Annotated in this window: 17 protein-coding genes; 8 read left to right on the top strand and 9 right to left on the bottom strand. The window is 68.4% G+C overall.

The window, feature by feature from the left end; translation table 11 throughout:
* Window positions 1–113 precede the first annotated feature (113 nt).
* Both DV707_RS06675 and DV707_RS06670 read left to right on the top strand, forming a co-directional pair.
* On the top strand, window positions 114–1,778 hold the full coding sequence (locus DV707_RS06675; RefSeq protein WP_103990027.1) for a TraB/GumN family protein: 1,665 nt from the start codon (window positions 114–116) through the stop codon (window positions 1,776–1,778).
* Window positions 1,775–2,410 (top strand): zinc metalloprotease, encoded by a 636-nt coding sequence (locus DV707_RS06670; RefSeq protein WP_103990028.1) that lies wholly within the window; start codon window positions 1,775–1,777, stop codon window positions 2,408–2,410. The genes DV707_RS06675 and DV707_RS06670 overlap by 4 nt, the downstream gene beginning before the upstream one ends.
* A gap of 212 nt (window positions 2,411–2,622) precedes the next feature.
* On the opposite strand, the gene DV707_RS06665 is transcribed toward DV707_RS06670, so the two are convergent.
* Entirely contained in the window at window positions 2,623–2,889 is a 267-nt protein-coding gene (locus tag DV707_RS06665; RefSeq protein ID WP_103990029.1) for a hypothetical protein, read from the bottom strand.
* Window positions 2,890–3,141: 252 nt separating this feature from the next.
* On the opposite strand from DV707_RS06665, the gene purM reads away from it, so the two are divergent.
* Together purM and DV707_RS06655 are read left to right on the top strand one after the other, a co-directional pair.
* Window positions 3,142–4,161 carry a phosphoribosylformylglycinamidine cyclo-ligase gene (gene purM, locus DV707_RS06660; protein WP_103990030.1) on the top strand — a complete coding sequence of 340 codons (1,020 nt, stop codon included), beginning with the start codon at window positions 3,142–3,144 and terminating at the stop codon, window positions 4,159–4,161.
* 11 nt (window positions 4,162–4,172) lie between these two features.
* Window positions 4,173–5,507 carry a cytochrome P450 gene (locus tag DV707_RS06655; RefSeq protein WP_103990031.1) on the top strand — a complete coding sequence of 445 codons (1,335 nt, stop codon included), beginning with the start codon at window positions 4,173–4,175 and terminating at the stop codon, window positions 5,505–5,507.
* Window positions 5,508–5,598: 91 nt separating this feature from the next.
* Here DV707_RS06655 and DV707_RS06650 read toward each other — a convergent pair whose 3' ends face one another.
* Window positions 5,599–6,141: a CBS domain-containing protein gene (locus DV707_RS06650; RefSeq protein ID WP_103990032.1), complete on the bottom strand. Its 543-nt coding sequence runs from the start codon at window positions 6,139–6,141 to the stop codon at window positions 5,599–5,601.
* Between the two features lie 62 nt (window positions 6,142–6,203).
* On the bottom strand, window positions 6,204–6,581 hold the full coding sequence (locus DV707_RS06645; RefSeq protein WP_103990033.1) for a DUF555 domain-containing protein: 378 nt from the start codon (window positions 6,579–6,581) through the stop codon (window positions 6,204–6,206).
* Window positions 6,582–6,924: 343 nt separating this feature from the next.
* Between DV707_RS06645 and DV707_RS06640 the strand changes: the two genes are divergently transcribed.
* Together DV707_RS06640 and psmB are read left to right on the top strand one after the other, a co-directional pair.
* Complete coding sequence (locus DV707_RS06640; protein WP_103990034.1) at window positions 6,925–7,110, top strand: hypothetical protein; 186 nt, start codon at window positions 6,925–6,927, stop codon at window positions 7,108–7,110.
* A 155-nt stretch (window positions 7,111–7,265) separates the two neighbouring features.
* On the top strand, window positions 7,266–7,997 hold the full coding sequence (psmB, locus tag DV707_RS06635; protein WP_103990035.1) for an archaeal proteasome endopeptidase complex subunit beta: 732 nt from the start codon (window positions 7,266–7,268) through the stop codon (window positions 7,995–7,997).
* Window positions 7,998–8,081: 84 nt separating this feature from the next.
* Here psmB and DV707_RS06630 read toward each other — a convergent pair whose 3' ends face one another.
* Window positions 8,082–9,614, bottom strand: a complete 1,533-nt coding sequence (locus tag DV707_RS06630) for a hypothetical protein (protein ID WP_103990036.1) — start codon at window positions 9,612–9,614, stop codon at window positions 8,082–8,084.
* Between the two features lie 322 nt (window positions 9,615–9,936).
* Between DV707_RS06630 and ligA the strand changes: the two genes are divergently transcribed.
* Window positions 9,937–11,751, top strand: a complete 1,815-nt coding sequence (gene ligA / locus DV707_RS06625; RefSeq protein WP_103991195.1) for an ATP-dependent DNA ligase LigA — start codon at window positions 9,937–9,939, stop codon at window positions 11,749–11,751.
* Window positions 11,752–11,800: 49 nt separating this feature from the next.
* Here ligA and DV707_RS06620 read toward each other — a convergent pair whose 3' ends face one another.
* The 5 genes from DV707_RS06620 to DV707_RS06600 all read right to left on the bottom strand — a co-directional run bounded on the left by DV707_RS06620 (window position 11,801) and on the right by DV707_RS06600 (window position 17,586).
* Entirely contained in the window at window positions 11,801–12,895 is a 1,095-nt protein-coding gene (locus DV707_RS06620) for a DNA topoisomerase IV subunit A (protein WP_103990037.1), read from the bottom strand.
* 4 nt (window positions 12,896–12,899) lie between these two features.
* Complete coding sequence (locus tag DV707_RS06615) at window positions 12,900–15,311, bottom strand: DNA topoisomerase VI subunit B (RefSeq protein ID WP_103990038.1); 2,412 nt, start codon at window positions 15,309–15,311, stop codon at window positions 12,900–12,902.
* 109 nt (window positions 15,312–15,420) lie between these two features.
* Window positions 15,421–15,963 carry a peptidylprolyl isomerase gene (locus tag DV707_RS06610; RefSeq protein WP_103990039.1) on the bottom strand — a complete coding sequence of 181 codons (543 nt, stop codon included), beginning with the start codon at window positions 15,961–15,963 and terminating at the stop codon, window positions 15,421–15,423.
* Window positions 15,964–16,035: 72 nt separating this feature from the next.
* A complete protein-coding gene (locus DV707_RS06605) occupies window positions 16,036–16,449 on the bottom strand; it encodes a nuclear transport factor 2 family protein (RefSeq protein ID WP_103990040.1) in 414 nt (137 codons plus the stop codon).
* A 63-nt stretch (window positions 16,450–16,512) separates the two neighbouring features.
* Window positions 16,513–17,586, bottom strand: a complete 1,074-nt coding sequence (locus tag DV707_RS06600; protein ID WP_103990041.1) for an anthranilate phosphoribosyltransferase — start codon at window positions 17,584–17,586, stop codon at window positions 16,513–16,515.
* Window positions 17,587–17,725: 139 nt separating this feature from the next.
* On the opposite strand from DV707_RS06600, the gene ahbB reads away from it, so the two are divergent.
* Window positions 17,726–18,826, top strand: a complete 1,101-nt coding sequence (gene ahbB, locus DV707_RS06595; protein WP_103990042.1) for a siroheme decarboxylase subunit beta — start codon at window positions 17,726–17,728, stop codon at window positions 18,824–18,826.
* Window positions 18,827–18,849: the final 23 nt, after the last annotated feature.

Here is an 18,849-nt window from a genome sequence, read left to right as displayed (position 1 = left end):
CGGCTGGGTAATAGTTTCAGCGGTCGTAGAGTATACCTCCGCACGCGAAGAGCGGCCCGAAGGGGGTCCAACACTCCGACAGGGGTAAAAACCACCGTGCGATATGGAAGACAATGAGTCAGGAAGCGGCCGAGTCGGGTCGCGTCCGGGTCGTCGGCACGGCGCACGTCTCAGAGGAGAGCGTCCGGGAGGTCGAAGCGACCATCGCGGACGAGCGCCCCGACGTCGTCGCCGTCGAACTCGACGAGGGGCGGTACCGGCAGCTGAAGGGGGGCGAACCCGACGACATCGAACCGAGCGATCTGCTCTCGGGCAACACGGTCTTTCAGTTCATCGCCTACTGGATGCTCTCGTACGTCCAGGCGCGGTTGGGCGAGCGCTTCGACGTGACGCCCGGCGCGGACATGCTCGCGGCCGTCGAGACGGCCGAGGAACACGGCATCGACGTCGCGCTCGTCGACCGCGACATCAACGAGACGATGCGGCGGTTCTGGTCGCAGATGGGGATCGTAGAGAAGTTCCGGATGGTCGGCGGCCTCGCGTTCGGCGTCGCGGACAGCCGGGGCGTCGGCCTCGCGGCCGGGGCGGTGCTCGGCCTGCTCCTCGGGCCGCTCGTCGCGATATTCGGCGGCAGCGTCGGGTTCGGGCTGCCGGTCCTCGGACGGATCACGGGCGGCGTCCTCCTCGCGGTCGGCGTCGCGGCCGCGATCTGGATCTTCGGGGCGTCCGTCCTCTCGACGGAGGACCGTCTCGTCGCGGCGACCGCGGCGGGCATCGCGATCGGCGGCGTCGCGGGCGTCGGCCTCGGACTCGCGGCGCCGGTCGTCGACCGCCTCGGCGGTTTCACCGTCCGCGTGATCGGGAGCATGACCCTCGGACTCGTCGGCGGCGTGCTCGTCGGCGGTGTTCTCGGACAGTTCGGCTCGATGTTCGGTTACGGCGAGGTCGAAGACGTAGAGGAGTTCGATATGTCGCAGATGACAGACACCGACGTCGTGAGCGCGATGATGGAGGAGTTCCGGCAGTTCTCCCCCGGCGGCGCCGCGGCGCTCATCGACGAGCGCGACGCGTTCATCGCGCACAAACTCCTCGCGCTCCGCTCGACCGGCGCCGACGTCGTCGCCGTCGTCGGCGCGGGCCACCGCGAGGGGATCGAGCGCTACCTCGACCACCCCGAGGAACTCCCGCCGATGGAGTCGCTGACCGGGACGGGCGGGGGCGGCCTCCCGTGGGCGAAGATCGTCGGGACGGGGATCTCGCTCGTCGTGATCGGCTTCTTCGTCCTCCTGGCGCTGTCGTCGGCCGGCGACGACACGCTCCTCCGACTGTTCGGCGCGTGGTTCCTCGTCAACGGCCTGTTCGCGGCGGGGCTGGCGAAGGCCGCGGGCGCGCGGTGGACCTCCTCGCTCGTCGGCGGCGCGGTCGCGTGGATGACCTCGATCAACCCGTTCCTCGCGCCGGGGTGGTTCACCGGCTACGTCGAACTGCAGTACGACCCGGTGAACGTCTCCGACATCGGGACGCTGAACGAACTGCTGGCCGACGAGGAGAAGCCGATCGGCGACCTGGTGAACGAGATGTTCGCGGTGCCGCTGTTCCGGCTCATCGTCGTCGTCGCGGCGACGAACATCGGGAGCGTGATCGCCTCGGCGCTGTTCGTGGCGTACCTGCTTCCGCTGTTCGCACTCGATCTCGGCGGCGCGGCGGGCGTGACGCGGCTGCTCTTCGAGGGCGCCGAAAACGGCTGGGAGATCCTCTGGGGGGCGATCGCCGGATGAGCGTCTCGCGGCTCTCGTTCAGCTCGAAGGAGATCCAGGACCTCGCCGTCGCGTGGGTGGCACTCGGCGTCGCGTTCGCCATCTTCTTCGCCGGCGGCGGCCAGCGCGCGGTCGTCGGGATCCTCGAAGGCGGCGTCTTCGGTCCCGTCCTGCTCAGCCTGCTCACCGCGGGCGTCGGATTCCTGCTTCACGAGGTGGCGCACAAGGTCGTCGCGGTTCGATACGGGCAGGTCGCGGAGTTCCGCGCCGACTACGGGATGCTCTTTCTGGCCGTCGTGAGTTCGCTCGCGGGCTTCATCTTCGCCGCGCCGGGCGCGGTCCACCACCGCGGGCGGCTGACCCGACGCGAACACGGCCTCATCGCGCTCGCCGGCCCCGCGACGAACGTCGCGCTCGCGGTCGTGTTCCTTCCGGTGCTGGTCGTGGGGACGCTCGTCGGCTCGGACTTCGTCGCGCTCGCCGGGTCGCGCGGCCTGATGATCAACCTCTTCCTGGCGGCGTTCAATATGCTCCCGTTCGGCCCCCTCGACGGCAAGACCGTCCTGGGGTGGAGCAAGACCGTCTTCGCGGCGTTCTTCGTTCCCGCGCTTTTGCTGACGGTCGGCGCGTTCGTCCTCGGGCTCGGGTTCTGACCCCGCCCCGTTAGCCGCCTCCTAACCCGCTGACGAGTCGTCAGGGCGACCTCGACGGATCGTACAGCAGCGTCGCCGTCGACGGAAGAGCGGTCGAAACGGATTCGGTACCACGCGGATCCAGATCAGTCGATACTGGGAATACGGGGTGAGACTGGACGGTCGGGGAGAGATACCAGGAGGCCGAGAAGATACCGGAGGGCCGACGGGGCCTACGCCTCGGCGGGTTCGTACCCGTGTCCGGCGACGAACGCGGCGGCGTTGGCGGCGACGAGCGCGGCGAAGAGGAGGGGTTCTCCGCCGGTCAGGCCGCCGAATATGAGCGGGAGGTACGTGAACGGGAGGACGATCGCGGCCCAGAAGCTCACGGCCTTCAGGTTGTGAAGTGCCGAACGGGCCGCGGCGCTCGCAGCGCCGAGTCCGCGACGGAGGGAGTCGCGTTCGAGGGGGAGGTCGGGGGTGTGGGGGACGCTTGACATCTGTTTCGCCTCACACGTTCGTAGGGGGGCCATCCCCATATAACGCGACGAGCGTTCAGTCGTTTCGCGACGCTTTATTCGTCGCGAGAACGTTTCACCGACGTTTTACGAACGGTTCAAAGGACGCTAGAAAGTTCAAAAAGGCTTTTGAAGAGGTTTCGAAGATAAGCAGACAATATTGCCGGCGCGGCGGCCACGGGGGACCAGCCGGAGACCGGACGTATTTTCTCCCCGCGAGACGGGCATTCCCGTATGACTGAGGAGGCGGACGCGGACGGAGCATCGAACCCCGAGGGGGGAGCCGACGAATCGCCCGAGGAACTGACCTACGCCGAGGCCGGCGTCGACATCGACGCGAGCGAGGCCGCGACCGCGGCGCTGATCGGCGCGGTCGGCGAGAGCGAGGGCGACTACGCGGGGCTGCTCGACATCGGCGACCGCTACCTCGCGCTCGCGACCGACGGCGTCGGGACGAAACTCCTCGTCGCGGAGGCGCTCTCGGACTACTCGACGATCGGCATCGACTGCATCGCGATGAACGCGAACGACCTCGTCGCCGCCGGCGTCCGCCCGGTCGCGTTCGTCGACTACCTCGCGGTCGAGGAACCCGACGAGACGTTCGCCGAACAGGTCGGCGAGGGGCTCAGCGCCGGCGCCGAGGAGGCGGGGCTGGAGCTGATCGGCGGGGAGACGGCGGTGATGCCCGAGGTGATCCGCGGCCTCGACCTCGCGGGCACCTGCGCGGGACTCGCCGCGAAAGACGCCGTCTTCCCCGGCGAAGCGGAACCGGGCGACGCCCTGGTCGGCTTCCCGTCCTCGGGCGTCCACTCGAACGGCCTGACGCTCGCCCGGACCGCGGTCACGCGCGAACACGAGTACACGGACCCCTGCCCGTTCGGCGACTACGACACCCTCGGGGAGGCGCTGCTCGAACCGACGCGTCTCTACACGTACCTGCTCGATCCGATGCGCGAGCACGGCGTCCGCGCGGCGGCGCACGTCACCGGCGGCGGCTGGACGAACCTCGAACGCCTCGGCGAGCACCGCTACGTCGTCGAGGACGCGTTCGAACCCCAACCCGTCTTCGAGTTCGTCCAGGAAGAAGGGAACGTCACAGACGAGGAGATGCACCGGACGTTCAACATGGGGACCGGGTTCGTCTGCGCGCTCGATCCCGAGGACGCCGAGGCGCTCGCGGCGGCGACCGACGGGCGCGTGATCGGCCGCGTCGAGTCGGGCGACGGCGTCGCTATCAGAGGCCTCGAACTCTGAGGTGGCGACGGATGGAGGACGCACGCCCGCCGGCGCCCGACGGGCTTCCCCTGCTCGGAAACGCGGTCGACTTCGGCCGCGACCCCCTGACGTTCACCACCGACGCCGTCGACAGCGTCGGCGACGTGTTCCGGATCGACCTCCCCGTCGGCGACCGCTACGTCCTCGCTCACCCCGAGTACGCCGAGCGCGTGCTCGTCTCCGAGCGCGACGCCTTCGAGAAGACCGACGACTTCGCGCTCGCGTTCGGCAACAGCGTCGTCGCCGTCGACGGCGAGGACTGGCGCGAACAGCGGGAGTTCCTCGACCCCTTCTTCTACGCCTCGCGGATCCGGGCGTTCCTCCCGACGATGCGCGAGCGGGTCGTCGACCGCGCGGAGTCCTGGGAGGGGGGCGACACCCTCGCGACGGTTTCGGAGATGAAGGCGCTGACGTTCGACGTGCTGGCCGCGACGCTTCTCGGGTTCGATCCCGGCTCGAACGGCGCGGACCTCAGACGCGCCGCCGACGACCTGAACAGCTACTTCGATCCGGTGACGTGGGCGCTTCCCGACTGGGTGCCGACCCCGAGCGGTCGGCGGTTCGACGCCGCGAAGGACACGCTGCGTGCGGAACTGCTGTCGCTGCTGGAGGAGGCGGCCGGCACCGACGAGGAGAGTCTGCTCGCCGCGCTCGCGGCGGCCACCGATGGTGCGGGCAGTCCCGACACCGGTGGCGGACCTGCGGACGGGGACTACCCTCGCGACCGCGACGCCGCGGTGGATCAGTTGATCGGCTTAGTCTTCGCCGGCCACGAGACGACCGCGCTCGCGCTGACGTACACGCTCTACTGTCTGGCCGAGCACCCGGAGACGTACGACCGGGTCGAGGCCGAGATCGACGAGGTGCTCGGCGAGGAACCGATTCGGTGGGAGCACCTCGACGACCTGCCGACGCTCGAACGCGCCTTCGACGAGAGCCTTCGGCTGTATCCGCCGGTTCACGCGCTCCCCCGGGAGGCAACACGGCCCGTCGAGTTCGACGGCCGGGAGATTCCGGCGGGCGCGGAACTCCTCGTCTCGGTCTTCGCGATGCACCGCGACGAGCGGTTCTGGGACGACCCCGAGGCGTTCGACCCGACGCGGTGGAAAGCGCGGGACCGCTCGGCCGACGCGTACCTCCCGTTCGGCGCGGGACCGCGGCGGTGTATCGGTGCGACGTTCGCGAGCGTGGAGGCGCGCGTCGTGCTGGCGGAACTGCTTCGACGGTACCGCTTCGAGTACGCCGGCGACGGCGACCTGTCGCTCTCGCCGGAGATGACGAACCAGCCCGACGGCGACGTCCCGATGACGGTCCACCGGCGGTAGGCCCGGGGACGGCAGTTCGGCGACGATAGATCCACCGGTGGTAGATCAGGTGACGGCCCAGCGACGGGACGGACGGGTGCGTCCGCCCCGGCTACAGGTGCGCCGCGACGTCGGCCTCGGTCACGATCCCGGTCGTTTCACCGCTCTCGACGACGAGCACGGCCGAGTGGTGATCGAGCGCGGCGTCGATCTCCTCGAGCGTCGCCGACGGTTCCACCGTCGTGACCGACTCGCGCATCACGTCGGCGACGGGGAGCGTGCCGACGTCGTCTTCCTCCTGGGCGTGACGGATGTCGCTGTTCGAGATGATCCCGACCGGCCGGCCGTCGCGGATCACGGGGAGTTGAGAGAACCCCTCGTCCAGCATCACGTCGCGGGCGAAGCGGACGGAGTCGTCGGGGGCGACGCTCACGACGTTCTCGTTCATCAGGTCGACGGCGCGAACGACGCTGCCTTCGGCCTCTTCGAGCGCGTTGACGATCCGTCGGAGCGTCGACAGCCGGGGGTCGACGTCGCCGCCCTCGATCCGGGCGATGAGCGGCTGGGAGACGCCGGCCATCTCCGCGAGCCGACTCTGGGTGAGGTCCAACTCCGTGCGGCGCTGTCGGAGATCCTGTGGGGTCGGGAGTTCCATACCCCTAATTACCCGAAGTTATACGAAAGTGTTTCGGGGCGGTTCCGGAGGCGCCCGGACGCCTACTCGTCGCGGTCGTCGCGTTCGTGTGCGTCCTCTTCGGTCTCGACGACCTCGATCACCGACAGCGGCACGTCGCGGAGCGCGCCGCCGACCTCGCTCTTGGCGATCCGGGAGGCGTGCTCCTCGCTGTCGGCGTTGAACACGTCGATCTCGAGGAGGAGGCCGACGAGCGCGGTGTTGGCGGCGATGAACGCGGAGTCGAACGGCTCCCCGCAGGCCGGACACGTCGTCGCGCCCACCTCGACCTCGACGTACTCCTTGTCCTGATCGTTGAGTCGCTTGCCGGCCTCGCTGACGGCGACGCCGATCGCGTCGTCGATGTCGTCGACGTCGCGGACCAGCCACGCGGCCTCCATCGCGACGAGATAGTTGCTCATACCCTGGAGACGTTCCGCGGGGTTTCGTGTCTTGTGGTTCGCCCGCGCTCGTGGGACACCTTGTCAGGGGACGTCCGATGGGGCCAAACCGTGACAGACCCACTCACGGGCCCCGATAGAGCGGTTCAGTGAGCGCCGCGCCGCGTACGCGACGCCAATACTGCGCATAACTTATGCCGACGAACGGGACTGATGACGACGTTCCTACGGGGTGATCGCGACGGTGATCAAGTGCGATTGGACTCAGCACAGATAGCGTTGAATCGACAGACAGCGTCGACGTCGAGCGCGCGGCCGACAGGGAAAATTTATATACTACCGTCACCCCGGGTCGGTCAAGCAGATGATAACAGACCTGCACCGGGGCGCGGCCTTCCTGCTGTACCAGACGACGCTGCTCTTCGGGATCCTGGCGATGCCGATCGCGCTGTTCGCGCGGCGACTGGGGCTGACGCTCCCGGTCCGATCGCTGATCGAATCCGCCGAGCGGACCTACGAACGGGCGGACGGCCACCGCGGGCACCGCTAGCGGGACGCACGCGACTGTTCTATGGCGCCCACCAACCACGCTCGGTAGCCGTGGCTTCGGAGGATGTCGGTCGCCGTCCGGAACGATGCCCGTCGGTACGGGCAACAGCGGTGGGAAGGGTGGCATTTATCAGCGACGGGCGACAATCCCAGGTAATGCGTACTCCCACGAGCGATGACGCCTCGGGGCGTCTCGACCCACTGAACGGCGAGCACTCGGGCGTCTTCTCACCTGAACTCGGCGAATTCTCGAACGCTGAACAGCGCGCCGAACAGATGGGCGACAAAGAGACCAAGACCGGAACGACCACCGTCGGCCTGAAAACGAGCGAGGGAGTCGTCCTCGCGACGGACATGCGGGCCAGTCTCGGTCGGATGGTCTCCTCGAAGAACGTCCAGAAGGTCGAGGAGATCCACCCGACCGGGGCGCTGACGATCGCCGGGTCGGTCTCGGCCGCGCAGTCGCTCATCAGTTCGATCCGCGCGGAGGTCCGCCTCTACGAGGCCCGACGCGGCGAGGATATGAGTATGCAGGCGCTCTCGACGCTCCTCGGCAACTTCCTGCGCTCGGGCGCGTTCTTCATCGTCCAGCCCATCCTCGGCGGTGTCGACGAGGAAGGCCCCCACATCTACAGCATCGATCCCGCGGGATCGATCCTCGAAGAGGAGTACACCGTCACCGGCTCGGGCAGCCAGTACGCCCTCGGTGTCCTCGAACAGGAGTACGACGAGGAACTCTCGATCGAGGAGGCGAAGCGAGTCGCCGCCCGTTCGATCAAGAGCGCCGTCGAGCGGGACCTGGCCTCCGGTAACGGGATCAACGTCTGTGTCGTCACCGAAGACGGCGTCGAGATCACCCAGCACAAGGACTTCGACGAGGTCCTGTAAGTCGGCTCGCGACTCGGTCGAGCGGTCGATCGTCGCCCGTCTCGTTCTCTCCCGGCGGCCGGATAGCCCTCGACGGACGCGCCGCTACAGCCAGTCCGCGAACGAGCCGTCCAGAAGCGTCTCTCGTTGCTTCCGCACGTAGTCGCGCTGCATCTCCATCACGGCGTCCGCGAAGGCGTCGCCGTCGGCGAGGTACTCCCGCACGCGGTCGACCTTCCAGTCGGCGGGAGTCGTGCCGTGTTCGACGCGGGCGCGGAGCGGTCGGACGTACTTTTCGGCCTCCGCGTCCGAACAGCCCGCGGCCGTGAGCCCGTCGACCGCGTGCGCGAAGATGTCGTCGTAGACGGTCTCGGTGTCGATGGTCTCCGCGCCGTCGTTGCAGATCCAGCGCTGACCGCTGTCGAGGCCCTCGCGCATCGCGGCGTAGAAGTTCTCCCGGGCGGTCGACCACTGCTGATCGGTCGCCGGGTGTCGACGTCGCGGGAGGCTCTCCATCAGCCCCGCGAACGTCGCCTGGAACGCGACCGAGTCCCGGACGGTCGGCTGGGCGGCGATCGGCCGGAACTCGATCCGGGCGTTCGCCGAGGAGCGGGAGGCCCCGTCGAACACCGGGCGGACCCACCGCCAGTACGTGCCGTGTTTCCGACGGAGCGTGGCGAACTCGTCGTCGAAGCGGTTGCCCTCGGGGACGGGCATCGGGACCATCGTCGCGTCGTCCGCGACGCGGTCGACCGCCTGTTCGATATCGTCGAGGTCCCGCGGGAACCGGACCTTCTCGGCCTCCCCTGAGTTGAGAACCGACTCGAAGACGCCGATCCGGTGCTCGGCGTACCCGTCTTCGAGGATCTTCGCCGCGCCGACGTCGTCGTACAGGTCCGGGGGGAAGAAGGGCGAGTTGACGCCGAGAGCGAGAAGCGGCCCGGCGACCCGGAGCGCGTAGTTGAAATACGCCGGGAGGTCCGCGGCGTGGGCGACCTGGTAGTGCGGCTGGATCGAGGTGATGAGCGACTCGGGCATCACCGTGTCGGCCGCGAGGCTGACGTTCGGCGCGTCGACCGTCATCTCCTCGGGCGCGGCCGGTCCGTTCGCCATCGCGTGGTATCGCTCGGAGCCGCTCATGTTCGTCGCGATCCGGACCCCGTCGGCCTCGACGCTGTCTGTGAGGTACTCGCGGGCCGTCTCGCCGGCCGGTGGGATCGTCCACATTCCGTCGCTGACCAGACGGATCCCCTCGGCACCGGTACAGTCCAGCGCCGCGCCGAGGCGCGCGCGGACCTCCGATTCCTGCGCTCGCAGGCCGTCGGGGTTCAGCGGTTGGGGGCTCGTCGTCATCTCCGCGTTGTGCAGACCGAGTTCCTTCTCGAAGCCGATGAGTTCGAGCAGCCGACGCGGGACGCGCATCAGGGCGTACACGTCGGCGTCGTCGGAGGCGGCCCACCGCCCGTCGGCGACGGCGTAGAACTCGTACTCCAGTCCGACGATCGACTGGTGGTTGTCGAAGGTCCCCTCCCGGAGTTCGGATTTGACCACCTCGGCGTCCCTCCGCGCCTGGGCCTCGAACTCCTCGATGTCGACGGCGAGGGCGTCCCGCACCGACGCCGCCAGTTCCTCGGTCATAGCCGTCCCTGGGACAGCGGGCGGCTTCAATCCCGCGGCTTCGACCGAAGCGGTGGCCACTTGAACGAGGGTTTATATCCGATCGGGCGGCCAGCGGGGGTATGCGGTGAGAAGCGCCTCGCGTCGGGCAGCGGTCGCACGGCACGTCGACGCGAGGACGGAAAGCGGCGTGGACGCGAGGCCGGTGAGCGCCGTGAGGACGGCGAGCGACGTCGACGACCGTCTCGGCCGGCGGTGCCGTCTGTCAGCCCACATCGGACCCGACCCGATCGGCGGTCCGGAGTCGGCGGACTCTTGTCTGATCGACCGGTACTCCCGGCAAATGGAGTTCGCCGAGTTCGCTGCGCGCGCCGAAGAGATCGCCGAGGAGCCCGGCGACCTGGCGACGACCGAGCGGGTCCGCGACCTGCTCGCGGACGCCTCGGAGGACCTCCCGGTCGTCGTCCGATTCCTCCAGGGTCGGGTGTACCCGGCGTGGGACGCGACGACGCTCGATATCGGCCCCGCACTCCTCCACGAGGCCATCGCCCGCGCCGCGGGCCCGAACGTCGACAGCGACGACGTCGAGTCGAAACTGGCCGAGGTCGGCGAGATCGGCGCCGTCGCGGCGACCTACGAGTTCGGCGGGCAGCGCGGCCTCGGCGCGTTCGGCGGCGGCGCGGCCGACGGCTCCGGAGAGCGCGGTGGCGGACTCACCGTCGCGGCGGTCGACGACCGGCTTCGCGAGATCGCGACGACGACGGGCGAGGGCAGCGAGGGGCGACGGCTCGACGCCCTCTTCGGCCTGTTCAACCGGGCGTCGCAGACGGAGGCGAAGTTCCTCGCCCGACTCGTCCTCGGGGAGATGCGGATCGGGGTCGGCGGGGGGACCGTCAGAGACGCGACCGCCGCGGCGTTCGTCGACGAGGGCGTCGCCGGCGAGAGGGGCGAGACGCCCTCGGAGGCTCCCGGGGGCGACGAATCCGAAGCGACGCCGGACTCGGACGCCGTCGACGCCGTCGAGCGCGCGCTCCAGGTCTCGAACGACTACGGGATGGTGGCTCGCGTCGCCCGCGAGGAGGGCAGGGAGGGCCTCGACGCGGTCGGCCTCGAAGTCGGCCGGCCGGTGCAGGCGATGCTCGCACAGGCCGGCAGCGCCACCGAGGCGATCGAGGAGTGGGGCGAGGCGGTCGTCGAGACGAAGTTCGACGGCGCGCGCGTGCAGGTCCACTTCGACGGCGAGGAGACCGCGCTGTTCTCGCGAAACATGGACGACGTCACCGACCCGCTCCCGGAAGTCGTCGAGTTCGTCGAGCGGGCGGTCGACGTGCCGGTCGTCTTGGACGGCGAGGTCGTCGCCGTCGACGACTACGGGTCGCCGCTGCCGTTCCAGGAGGTGCTCCGCCGGTTCCGCCGGAAGTACGACGTCGAGCGGATGCGCGAGGAGGTCCGCGTCGAACTCCGCGCGTTCGACTGCCTCCACGTCGACGGCGACGACCTGCTCGACGCCCCGCTGAGCGAGCGTCACGACCGGCTCCGAGCGCTGCTCGGCGACACCGACGCGGTCTCCGAGCCAGTCGTCTCAGACGACCCGGACGAGATCGCGGCCGTCGAAGAGCGGGCGCTGGAGGCCGGTCACGAGGGGATCATGCTGAAAGAGCCCGAGTCGACGTACGCCCCGGGCAAGCGCGGTCGAAACTGGCTGAAGCGCAAGCCGGACGTCGAGACGCTCGACCTCGTCGTCACCGGGGCGGAGTGGGGAGAGGGCCGTCGTGCGAACCTCTTCGGGACGTTCCTGCTCTCGGCGCGCGTCGACGGCGAAGCCGCCGGCCGCGATGCGACCGCGACCGACGGCGATGCGGCCGCCGACAGCGACGCCTACGCCACCATCGGCAAGGTCGCCACGGGCATCACCGACGAGGAACTCGAAGCCCTGACCGAACGGCTCGAACCGCACATCGAACGCGAGGACGGACAGACCGTCTCGATCGCCCCGGAGGTCGTCTTCGAGGTCGGCTACGAGGAGATCCAGGCGTCGCCGACGTACGAGTCCGGCTACGCGCTCCGGTTCCCCAGGTACGTGACCGTCCGCGAGGACAAGTCGCCGGTCGACGCCGACGGCCTCGCGCGGGTCGAACGGCTGGTCGACGAGCAGTAGCGGAGTTCACGGCCGGCGAGCGCCGCCGAGACAGCGTCGTTTCGAGGCGCTACAGCACGCCCATCGTCGAGAGCCGCTCGGGCAGGTACGTCTCGGTGACGAAGTCCAGGCCGCGGGCGGCCAGCGCCTGCTGTTCGGCCTTCTTCTCGAGGTCGAGTTGGAGTTCGATCTGTTCGGTCCAGTAGTCGGTCTCGAAGCGGGGGTCCTCCAGTTCCGACTCCAGGGCGTTGATGTCCGAATCCGCCAGCGGGTCCGTCGGGAGGTCGTACTCGACGATGTCCTCGGGCTGGATGCCGACGAAACGGGCCTCCGGCGTCGCCAGGTACTCCGAGAGGTGCGCGGACTTGATCGACCCGTAGGCGACGGAGCCGTAGATCCGGTAGGACCACGGGTCGCCGTCGGTGAAGACCACGACCGGCAGGTCGAGTTCGTCGTGGAGCCGCTTGGTGATCCGCCGGGTCGCCCGCGCGGGCTGGCCCTTCAGGTGGACGACCAGGCAGTTGTACTCCTCGTCGAACCCGTTTTCCACCAGGCGGTCGCGCATCCCGCCGGTCTCGACGCAGAGCACGAAGTCGATGTCGTGATCCAGGAAGTCGATCGTATCCGGATTGTTCGGGATCTGGTAGCCGCCCTCCCCGACGTCCTTCTGACAGTGGATCTCCCGCTCGCCGCGTCGGGTCTGCTCGCGGAGTTCCAGCGGTCCCATCAGCGTCGCTCCCGACTCCTCGGGGCGCATGTGGAAGTCCTCGCGGGTGACCTTCGAGACGATTTCTAAATCTTCTATCAGCTGATTCGACTCGTCCTGGCTGTTGAACTGCGCCTCCTCGTTGTCCCACGATTCGGAGAGGTAGTACAGTTCACGCAGCGTCGAGGAGCGGTCCTCCTCCAGTTGGTTCACGAGGAACTCGATGGCGTAAGAGGCCTTCAGCAGCTTCCGCGCGCCGCGGACGCTGTTCGCAGAGCGGGTCGAGGTCCGGTCGCCGTACACCCACACCTTCGAGTCCTCGTCGAAGACGATGTTCGACTTCGTCCGCGTGGGGATGTTCATCCGCGGCACCTCCCCCGCCGCGAACTGGTCGTAGAACTCCGCGGCGAGATCGACGAGGCGCTCCTTCGCGAGTTCGTCGTCCTGTTTCGTGCTCATAGTGTTAGTCTGCGTCGATTGTCAGCTTCTCGGCTTCGACGCCGTCGACGTCGACGTCGAAGGTGGCGTCCTCGGCGATCGTGTAGGTCAGTTCGGCCGACTCGCCCGCCGGCACCGACGGCTCCCAGGAGACGAACCACTCGCCGTCGAGGTCGACGACGTTCGCCTCCTCCGGGAGACCCGAGGGTTCCGCCGAGACGATGTCCGTGATCTCGGGCGTCTCGCTCCGATCGGAGTGGTTCTCGACGGTCAGCGCGACGGTGTCGCCGTCGACCTCCCGCTCGACGCTCACGTTGTTCATGATCCGGGCGAGCGCGCCGTCGATGTTGGGTCGCGGACGGCCGGTCACCTCCGAGAGCTTGTCGGCCATCTCCGGGAGGATCTTGCCGAGGACGTCCTGTTTCTTCCGTCGCTTCTGCATCGAGCGCCGCTTGTTCAGGTACGATTTGAGTTCGCGGGCGGCCTCGCGGATCGCCAGTTCGATCTCGTCTTCGATCTCGGGGATGTTCGCGATGGCGTCCTTCGACTCGCTCGTAAACGGCACGTTCGTCGAGGCGACGTGGATCATGATCACCGCCGGCCCGTTGGGCATCCCGGAGCCGCCGGGCTGATCGAGGCCGTAGTTCCGCCAGCCGATGCTCTTGACGACGTCCGTCGTCGCACACGCGCCGCGCTGATACACCAGCGGAACGCGGTTCGCGAACCGCAGGAGGTCGACGGTGCCGTCCTCGAGTTCGCCGCCGTAGGCGATGCCGGCCTCGACGATGAACGGGTCGCCGCCGTGGACCTCCGCGTCGCGCGTCGCCGCCGCGTAGAAGTCGGCGTCGAACTCCTTTTTTAGTCCCGCCTCGACGAGTTCGGCCGTGATCGGCGAGAGGCAGTTCGTCGGCGGCGCGAGGATGTCGGTCTCGCGCATCGCCTCCAGCAGTTCGGAGGCGACGTCGCGGCTGCCGGCGATCTCCTTGACCTTCGGGACGTCGTCGGGGACGGTCCGCATCGCCTCCCAGAGCGCGTCGGCGACGTTCTCGCGGGCGGTGTCGCCGAAGGAGACGTCCTCGGAGACGATCCGGTCGGCGGAGCGGTCGACGTACTCGCGCAGTTCCGCGCGGGTCGCGCGGTTTCTGGCGTCGCCCTCGTCGAACTTATCGGCCAGCCGGTCCGCCAGTCCCGAGACGGTCGCGTCGTCCTTCCGGGTGCTCGTCGCGTCGTCGACGAGCGAGTGGAGGTCCGCCGCGCGGTCGCTCGTAAGCACCGCCCAGGCCGCCTCGACGGCGTTCGACCGGACGGTGTCGCCGAAGTTCGCGCCGAACTCCTCCTCGACGTCGTCGGCGACGGTGTCGACGACGTCCGCCAGTTCGGAGTGCGTGGTCCGGTCCCGGGAGGAGAGCGTGTTCGCGACCCGTCCGGCGAACGTCTCCGTCGCGTCGGCGCCCTTGTTGACGACGGCGTCCTCGATCGCCTCTTCGAGCGGCGTCTCCGGATTTCGAGGCACCGCCCAGCCCATCTCGCGGCCGAAGTGTCTGTCCCGGAAGCCCTTCAGCACCTTCTCGGCCGTCTTCGCGCCGACGCGGGTGAACTCCTCCTGGAGGAAGCCCGACACGGAGTACGACTCGGTCGCCCCGAGCATCTTGATGAGCGTCCCGAGTTCGACGCCGTGGGGGTGCGGGCGGATCTCCTCGGTCTCGGCGGGCAGGTCCGCGCCCTCGACGCGCTCGTAGTGGCGGGGCTCGTCGAGACCGGGCTCCGAGAGGACGAGGCGCGCGTGGGGGTTGACGACCGCGGTGTGCTTGACGTAGTCGTGGAGCTGCTGGCGCGCCCGCATGTTCGCCTCCATCTCCATCTCGATTCGGGTCCCGTGGGTCGGCGAGAGATCGGACTCGCCCGGGGCGCGCTCCTCTTCGACCTGGATCTCCGGTTCGTTCGTGTCGGTGTCGATGATGAGCTCGAAGTACTGCGCGCGCTCGGAACGCTGGGTCCGAGAGGTGATCTTGGCCGGCTTGCCGGAGGTCAGCTGAGAGTACAGTACAGCCGCCGAGATGCCTATTCCCTGCTGTCCTCTGCTCTGTTCTCTGGCGTGAAACCGCGAGCCGTACAGCAGTTTCCCGAAGACCTTCGGGATCTGTTCGCGGGTGATTCCCGGCCCGTTGTCCTCGACGATCAGCGTGTAGTAGTCCCCTGACTCCCTGATCTCGATGGAGATGTCGGGCTTGATCCCGGCCTCCTCGGTGGCGTCGAGGGCGTTGTCGACCGCCTCCTTCACGGCGGTGACGAGCCCCCGGGCCCCGGAGTCGAAGCCGAGCATGTGTTTGTTCTTCTCGAAGAACTCGGCGATGGAGATCGCGCGCTGGCCCTCCGCCAGCTCCTCGGCGATCCCCCCTCCCTCTTCCTCGCCGAGCGTCGACTGGATCGAGGTCATTCTGTGCGCGCTCCTACCCGACGAACGGTTAAGAAGGGTTCGGGAGTACGGTGAAAGTGAAACCGCGACGGACCGTCGGGTCCCGCTCCGGGCGCGGCCGACGGAGGAGTTACTCGGCGTCGACGTCGATCGACTCGATCTCGATGTCGTTCAGCGGCTTGTCGTCGCTGTCGGTCGGCACGTCGCCGATCTCCTCTACCACGCTCATCCCGTCGACGACGTGGCCGAAGACCGCGTGGCGGCCGTCGAGGTGCGGCTGGGCGCCCAGCGTGATGAAGAACTGCGAGCCGTTGGTGTTGGGGCCGCGGTTGGCCATCGAGAGAACGCCCGCGCCGTCGTGGTTCAGGTCCTCGTGGAACTCGTCGTCGAAGGTGTAGCCGGGGCCGCCGCGGCCGGTCCCCTCGGGATCGCCGCCCTGGATCATGAAGTCGTCGATGATCCGGTGGAAGACCGTCCCCTCGTAGAGCGAGTCCGTGCGGGTCTCGCCGGTGTCTGGATCGCTCCACTCCTTCTCGCCGGTCGCGAGGCCGAGGAAGTTCTCGACGGTGCGCGGAGCGCGCTGCTCGAACAGTTCGAGCGTGATGTCGCCCTTCGTTGTGTGCAGCGTTACGACGGGGTTCTCGGGGTTCTCGAGTTCGGAGTCGTCGACCATAGCCGAGAGAGGGCAGTCAGATACAAAACGGTGTTCACTCGTGCTTCGAGGGGGTCAGATCGCTCATATTGATCACTCCGGGACCGCACTGACGTGCATTCCGACGAACAGCCACTCGGCGCCGGGTTCGCTTTCGTCACGCTCGCGTCGTTCGAGCGTCCCGCTCCACCGGCTGTCGAAGGCGTGCTCGCGGTCCGCTTCCGCGTCGCGCCAGGCCATCCGTACGTCGTCGGAGAACCACGCGTGGTCGTCGCGTTCGACGACCCGGAGGTCGCGGCTGTCGACCGTCCAGTCCTCGGTCGCCGCCGTCTGCTCGCGCAGTCCCGCTTCGATTTCCCCGTAGCCGGTCAGTTTCTCGGTGATACCGAACTTCACGACCGAGGGGTCCTCGGCGAAGAAGGGGTACAGCGGCTCACCGTCTCTGAGCGCCTCGTAGTAGTCACGGACGCGATCCTCGGCGGTCGCGCTGTCGGCGGCGTCGGCCATATCGACCACAGCGGGCGCGAGGAGGAAACGCCTGTCGGCGATGGCGGGAACGCGTCGGCGCGCTTAGAACGCGCGCAGGTCGTCGAGGACCGCCTCGGCGGCGCCCGAGTCGATGCTCTCGCGGGCCATCTCCAGGCCCTCGTCGAGGGTGTCGGCGTCCTCGCGCGCGTAGATCCGGAACGCGGCGTTGAGCGCGACCGCGTCGGCGAAGTGGTCCTCGCGGTCGCCGGCGACGATCTCCTCCGTGAGACGGGCGGAGTCGCCCGCGACGTCGTCGGGGTCGACCTCCAGGTCCTCGTACTCGAAGTCCATCCCGTACTCGGGGGTCTCGATCTCGTAGTCGTCGAACTCGCCGTCGGTCCACTCGCCGACCTTCGTGTAGCCCGGTCGGATGTCGTCGTAGCCCTCCATCCCCTGGAACATCACGACGCGGTGGGGGCTCTGGCTCTCCATCTTCTCGAAGGTGTCGGTGATCTTCTTCGCGAAGGCGAGGTGGTAGAAGGAGCCGAGGTGGACGTCGGCTCTCGCGGGGTTGGCGATCGTCTCGACGGTGTTGACGAACGTCCGCACGCCCATCTGGTCGCGGCGGTCCCACAGCGCGTGGACGCGCGGGGCGAACTCGGGCTGGTAGTAGAAGCCGAAGCCCGTCTCGTCGACCATGTCCGCGCTCTCCGTGGGGACGAGTTCCGTTCGGATTCCGAGTTCGTCGAGGACGTGCTTGTAGGCGTCCTGTTTCTGCGTCGGGACGCGGTCGCCCGAGTGGACGACGACGGGCGTTCCCGCGCCGGCGGCGACGATGCCCGCCGCGGCCCCGAGGATGGCGGTGTCGCCCTTGCCGTCGTAGTTCGCCCCGCAGTCGACGGGGTCGGCGTCGGGCTCGGCGTAGACGACGTCCTCGGCGATGACGTCGGCGTAGGCGGCCAGTTCCTCCGCGTTGTTGTGCTTCCAGCGATTCGCCAACCAGAACGCTCCGAGCGTCGTGTGATCGGGTTCGCCGGCGAGGATTCGCTCCATCGCCTCCGTCGCCTGCTCGCGCGTCATATCCTCAGCGGATTTCACGCCCGTGCCGACGACCTCGGTCATCAGTCGTTTCAGCGGCCACTCCCCGAATTCGGCGGTCTCCGGCGCTTGCGCCATATAGACCAGGGTTGGTGTCCGACGGTCAAAAGTGATCGGTTCGATTCTCGCGGCGCCGGAACGACGGTCCGGAGGGGGAGAACCGACAGTCCCGCCCGAGGCCGAAATAGGTACGTTCGTCCGGTCCAAGGAGGATGTAATGAGTGCACTGGAGGACGACTGGCGCGCCGACCTCGACGAGATCGACGCCGCGCTCGTCGACGAGTACCAGAGCGGCTTTCCGGTCGTCGAGCGGCCCTTCCGGGTCGTCGGCGACGACCTCGGGATCGGCGAGGAGGAGGCTCTCGACCGCGTTCGTCGGCTTCGCGAGCGGGGCGTCTTCCGTCGGTTCGGCGCGGTGCTCAACCCCCCCGTCATCGGCAGTTCGACGCTCGCCGCGGTTTCGGCCCCCGAGGAGCGCTTCGACGAGGTCGCGGAGGTCATCAACGGCTACCGACAGGTGAACCACAACTACCGCCGGGACCACGAGTGGAACATGTGGTTCGTCGTCACCGCGGCCTCCCGAGAGAAGCGCGATTCGATCCTCGACGAGATCGAGGAGCGGACGGGATGCGAGGTTCTCAACCTCCCGATGCTCACGGACTACTACATCGACCTCGAATTCCCGGTGGTCAACGACGACTCCTTCGCCCGCGAGAGCCTCGCCGCGACGGACGCGTCGGCGACGCGGATCTCCGAGGAGGCCGCCGGCGACCTGACCGAACTGGAGGCCGACCTCCTCGTCGCCATCCAGGACGGCTTTCCGCTGTCGTCGACGCCGTACCGGGACATCGCAGCGCAGATCGACGCCGATCGCGGCGCCAGCGACGGCGAAGACGCCGAGCGCGGCGCGGGCGCTGGTGCCGGCGTCGACGACGTGATCGACGCCGTCGAGCGACTGCTCGACGACGGGTGCATCAAGCGGATCGGCTGTATCGTCAACCACGTCGTGACCGGCTTCGACGCGAACTGTATGGTCGTCTGGGACGTCCCCGACGACGAACTCGACGCCCGCGGGGAGGCGGTCGGCGAACTCCCGTACGTCACCCTGTGTTATCACCGACCCCGCCGGCCCGAGCAGGACTGGCCGTACAACCTGTTCACGATGATTCACGGCCGCGAGGCCGACGCCGTCGACGCCAAGATCGACGAACTCGCCGCGGAGTACCTGCCCGTCGAGCACGAACGGCTCTACTCGACGGCGACGCTGAAACAGACCGGCGCGCGCTACGACGAACTGGTGAGCGCCGGAGAGGAGTGAGCCGCGGTCCCGGCGGGGACGGA

This window comes from Halobellus limi (assembly GCF_004799685.1).
Lineage (GTDB): Archaea > Halobacteriota > Halobacteria > Halobacteriales > Haloferacaceae > Haloquadratum > Haloquadratum limi.
This window is presented reverse-complemented; position numbering and strand designations above follow the sequence as displayed.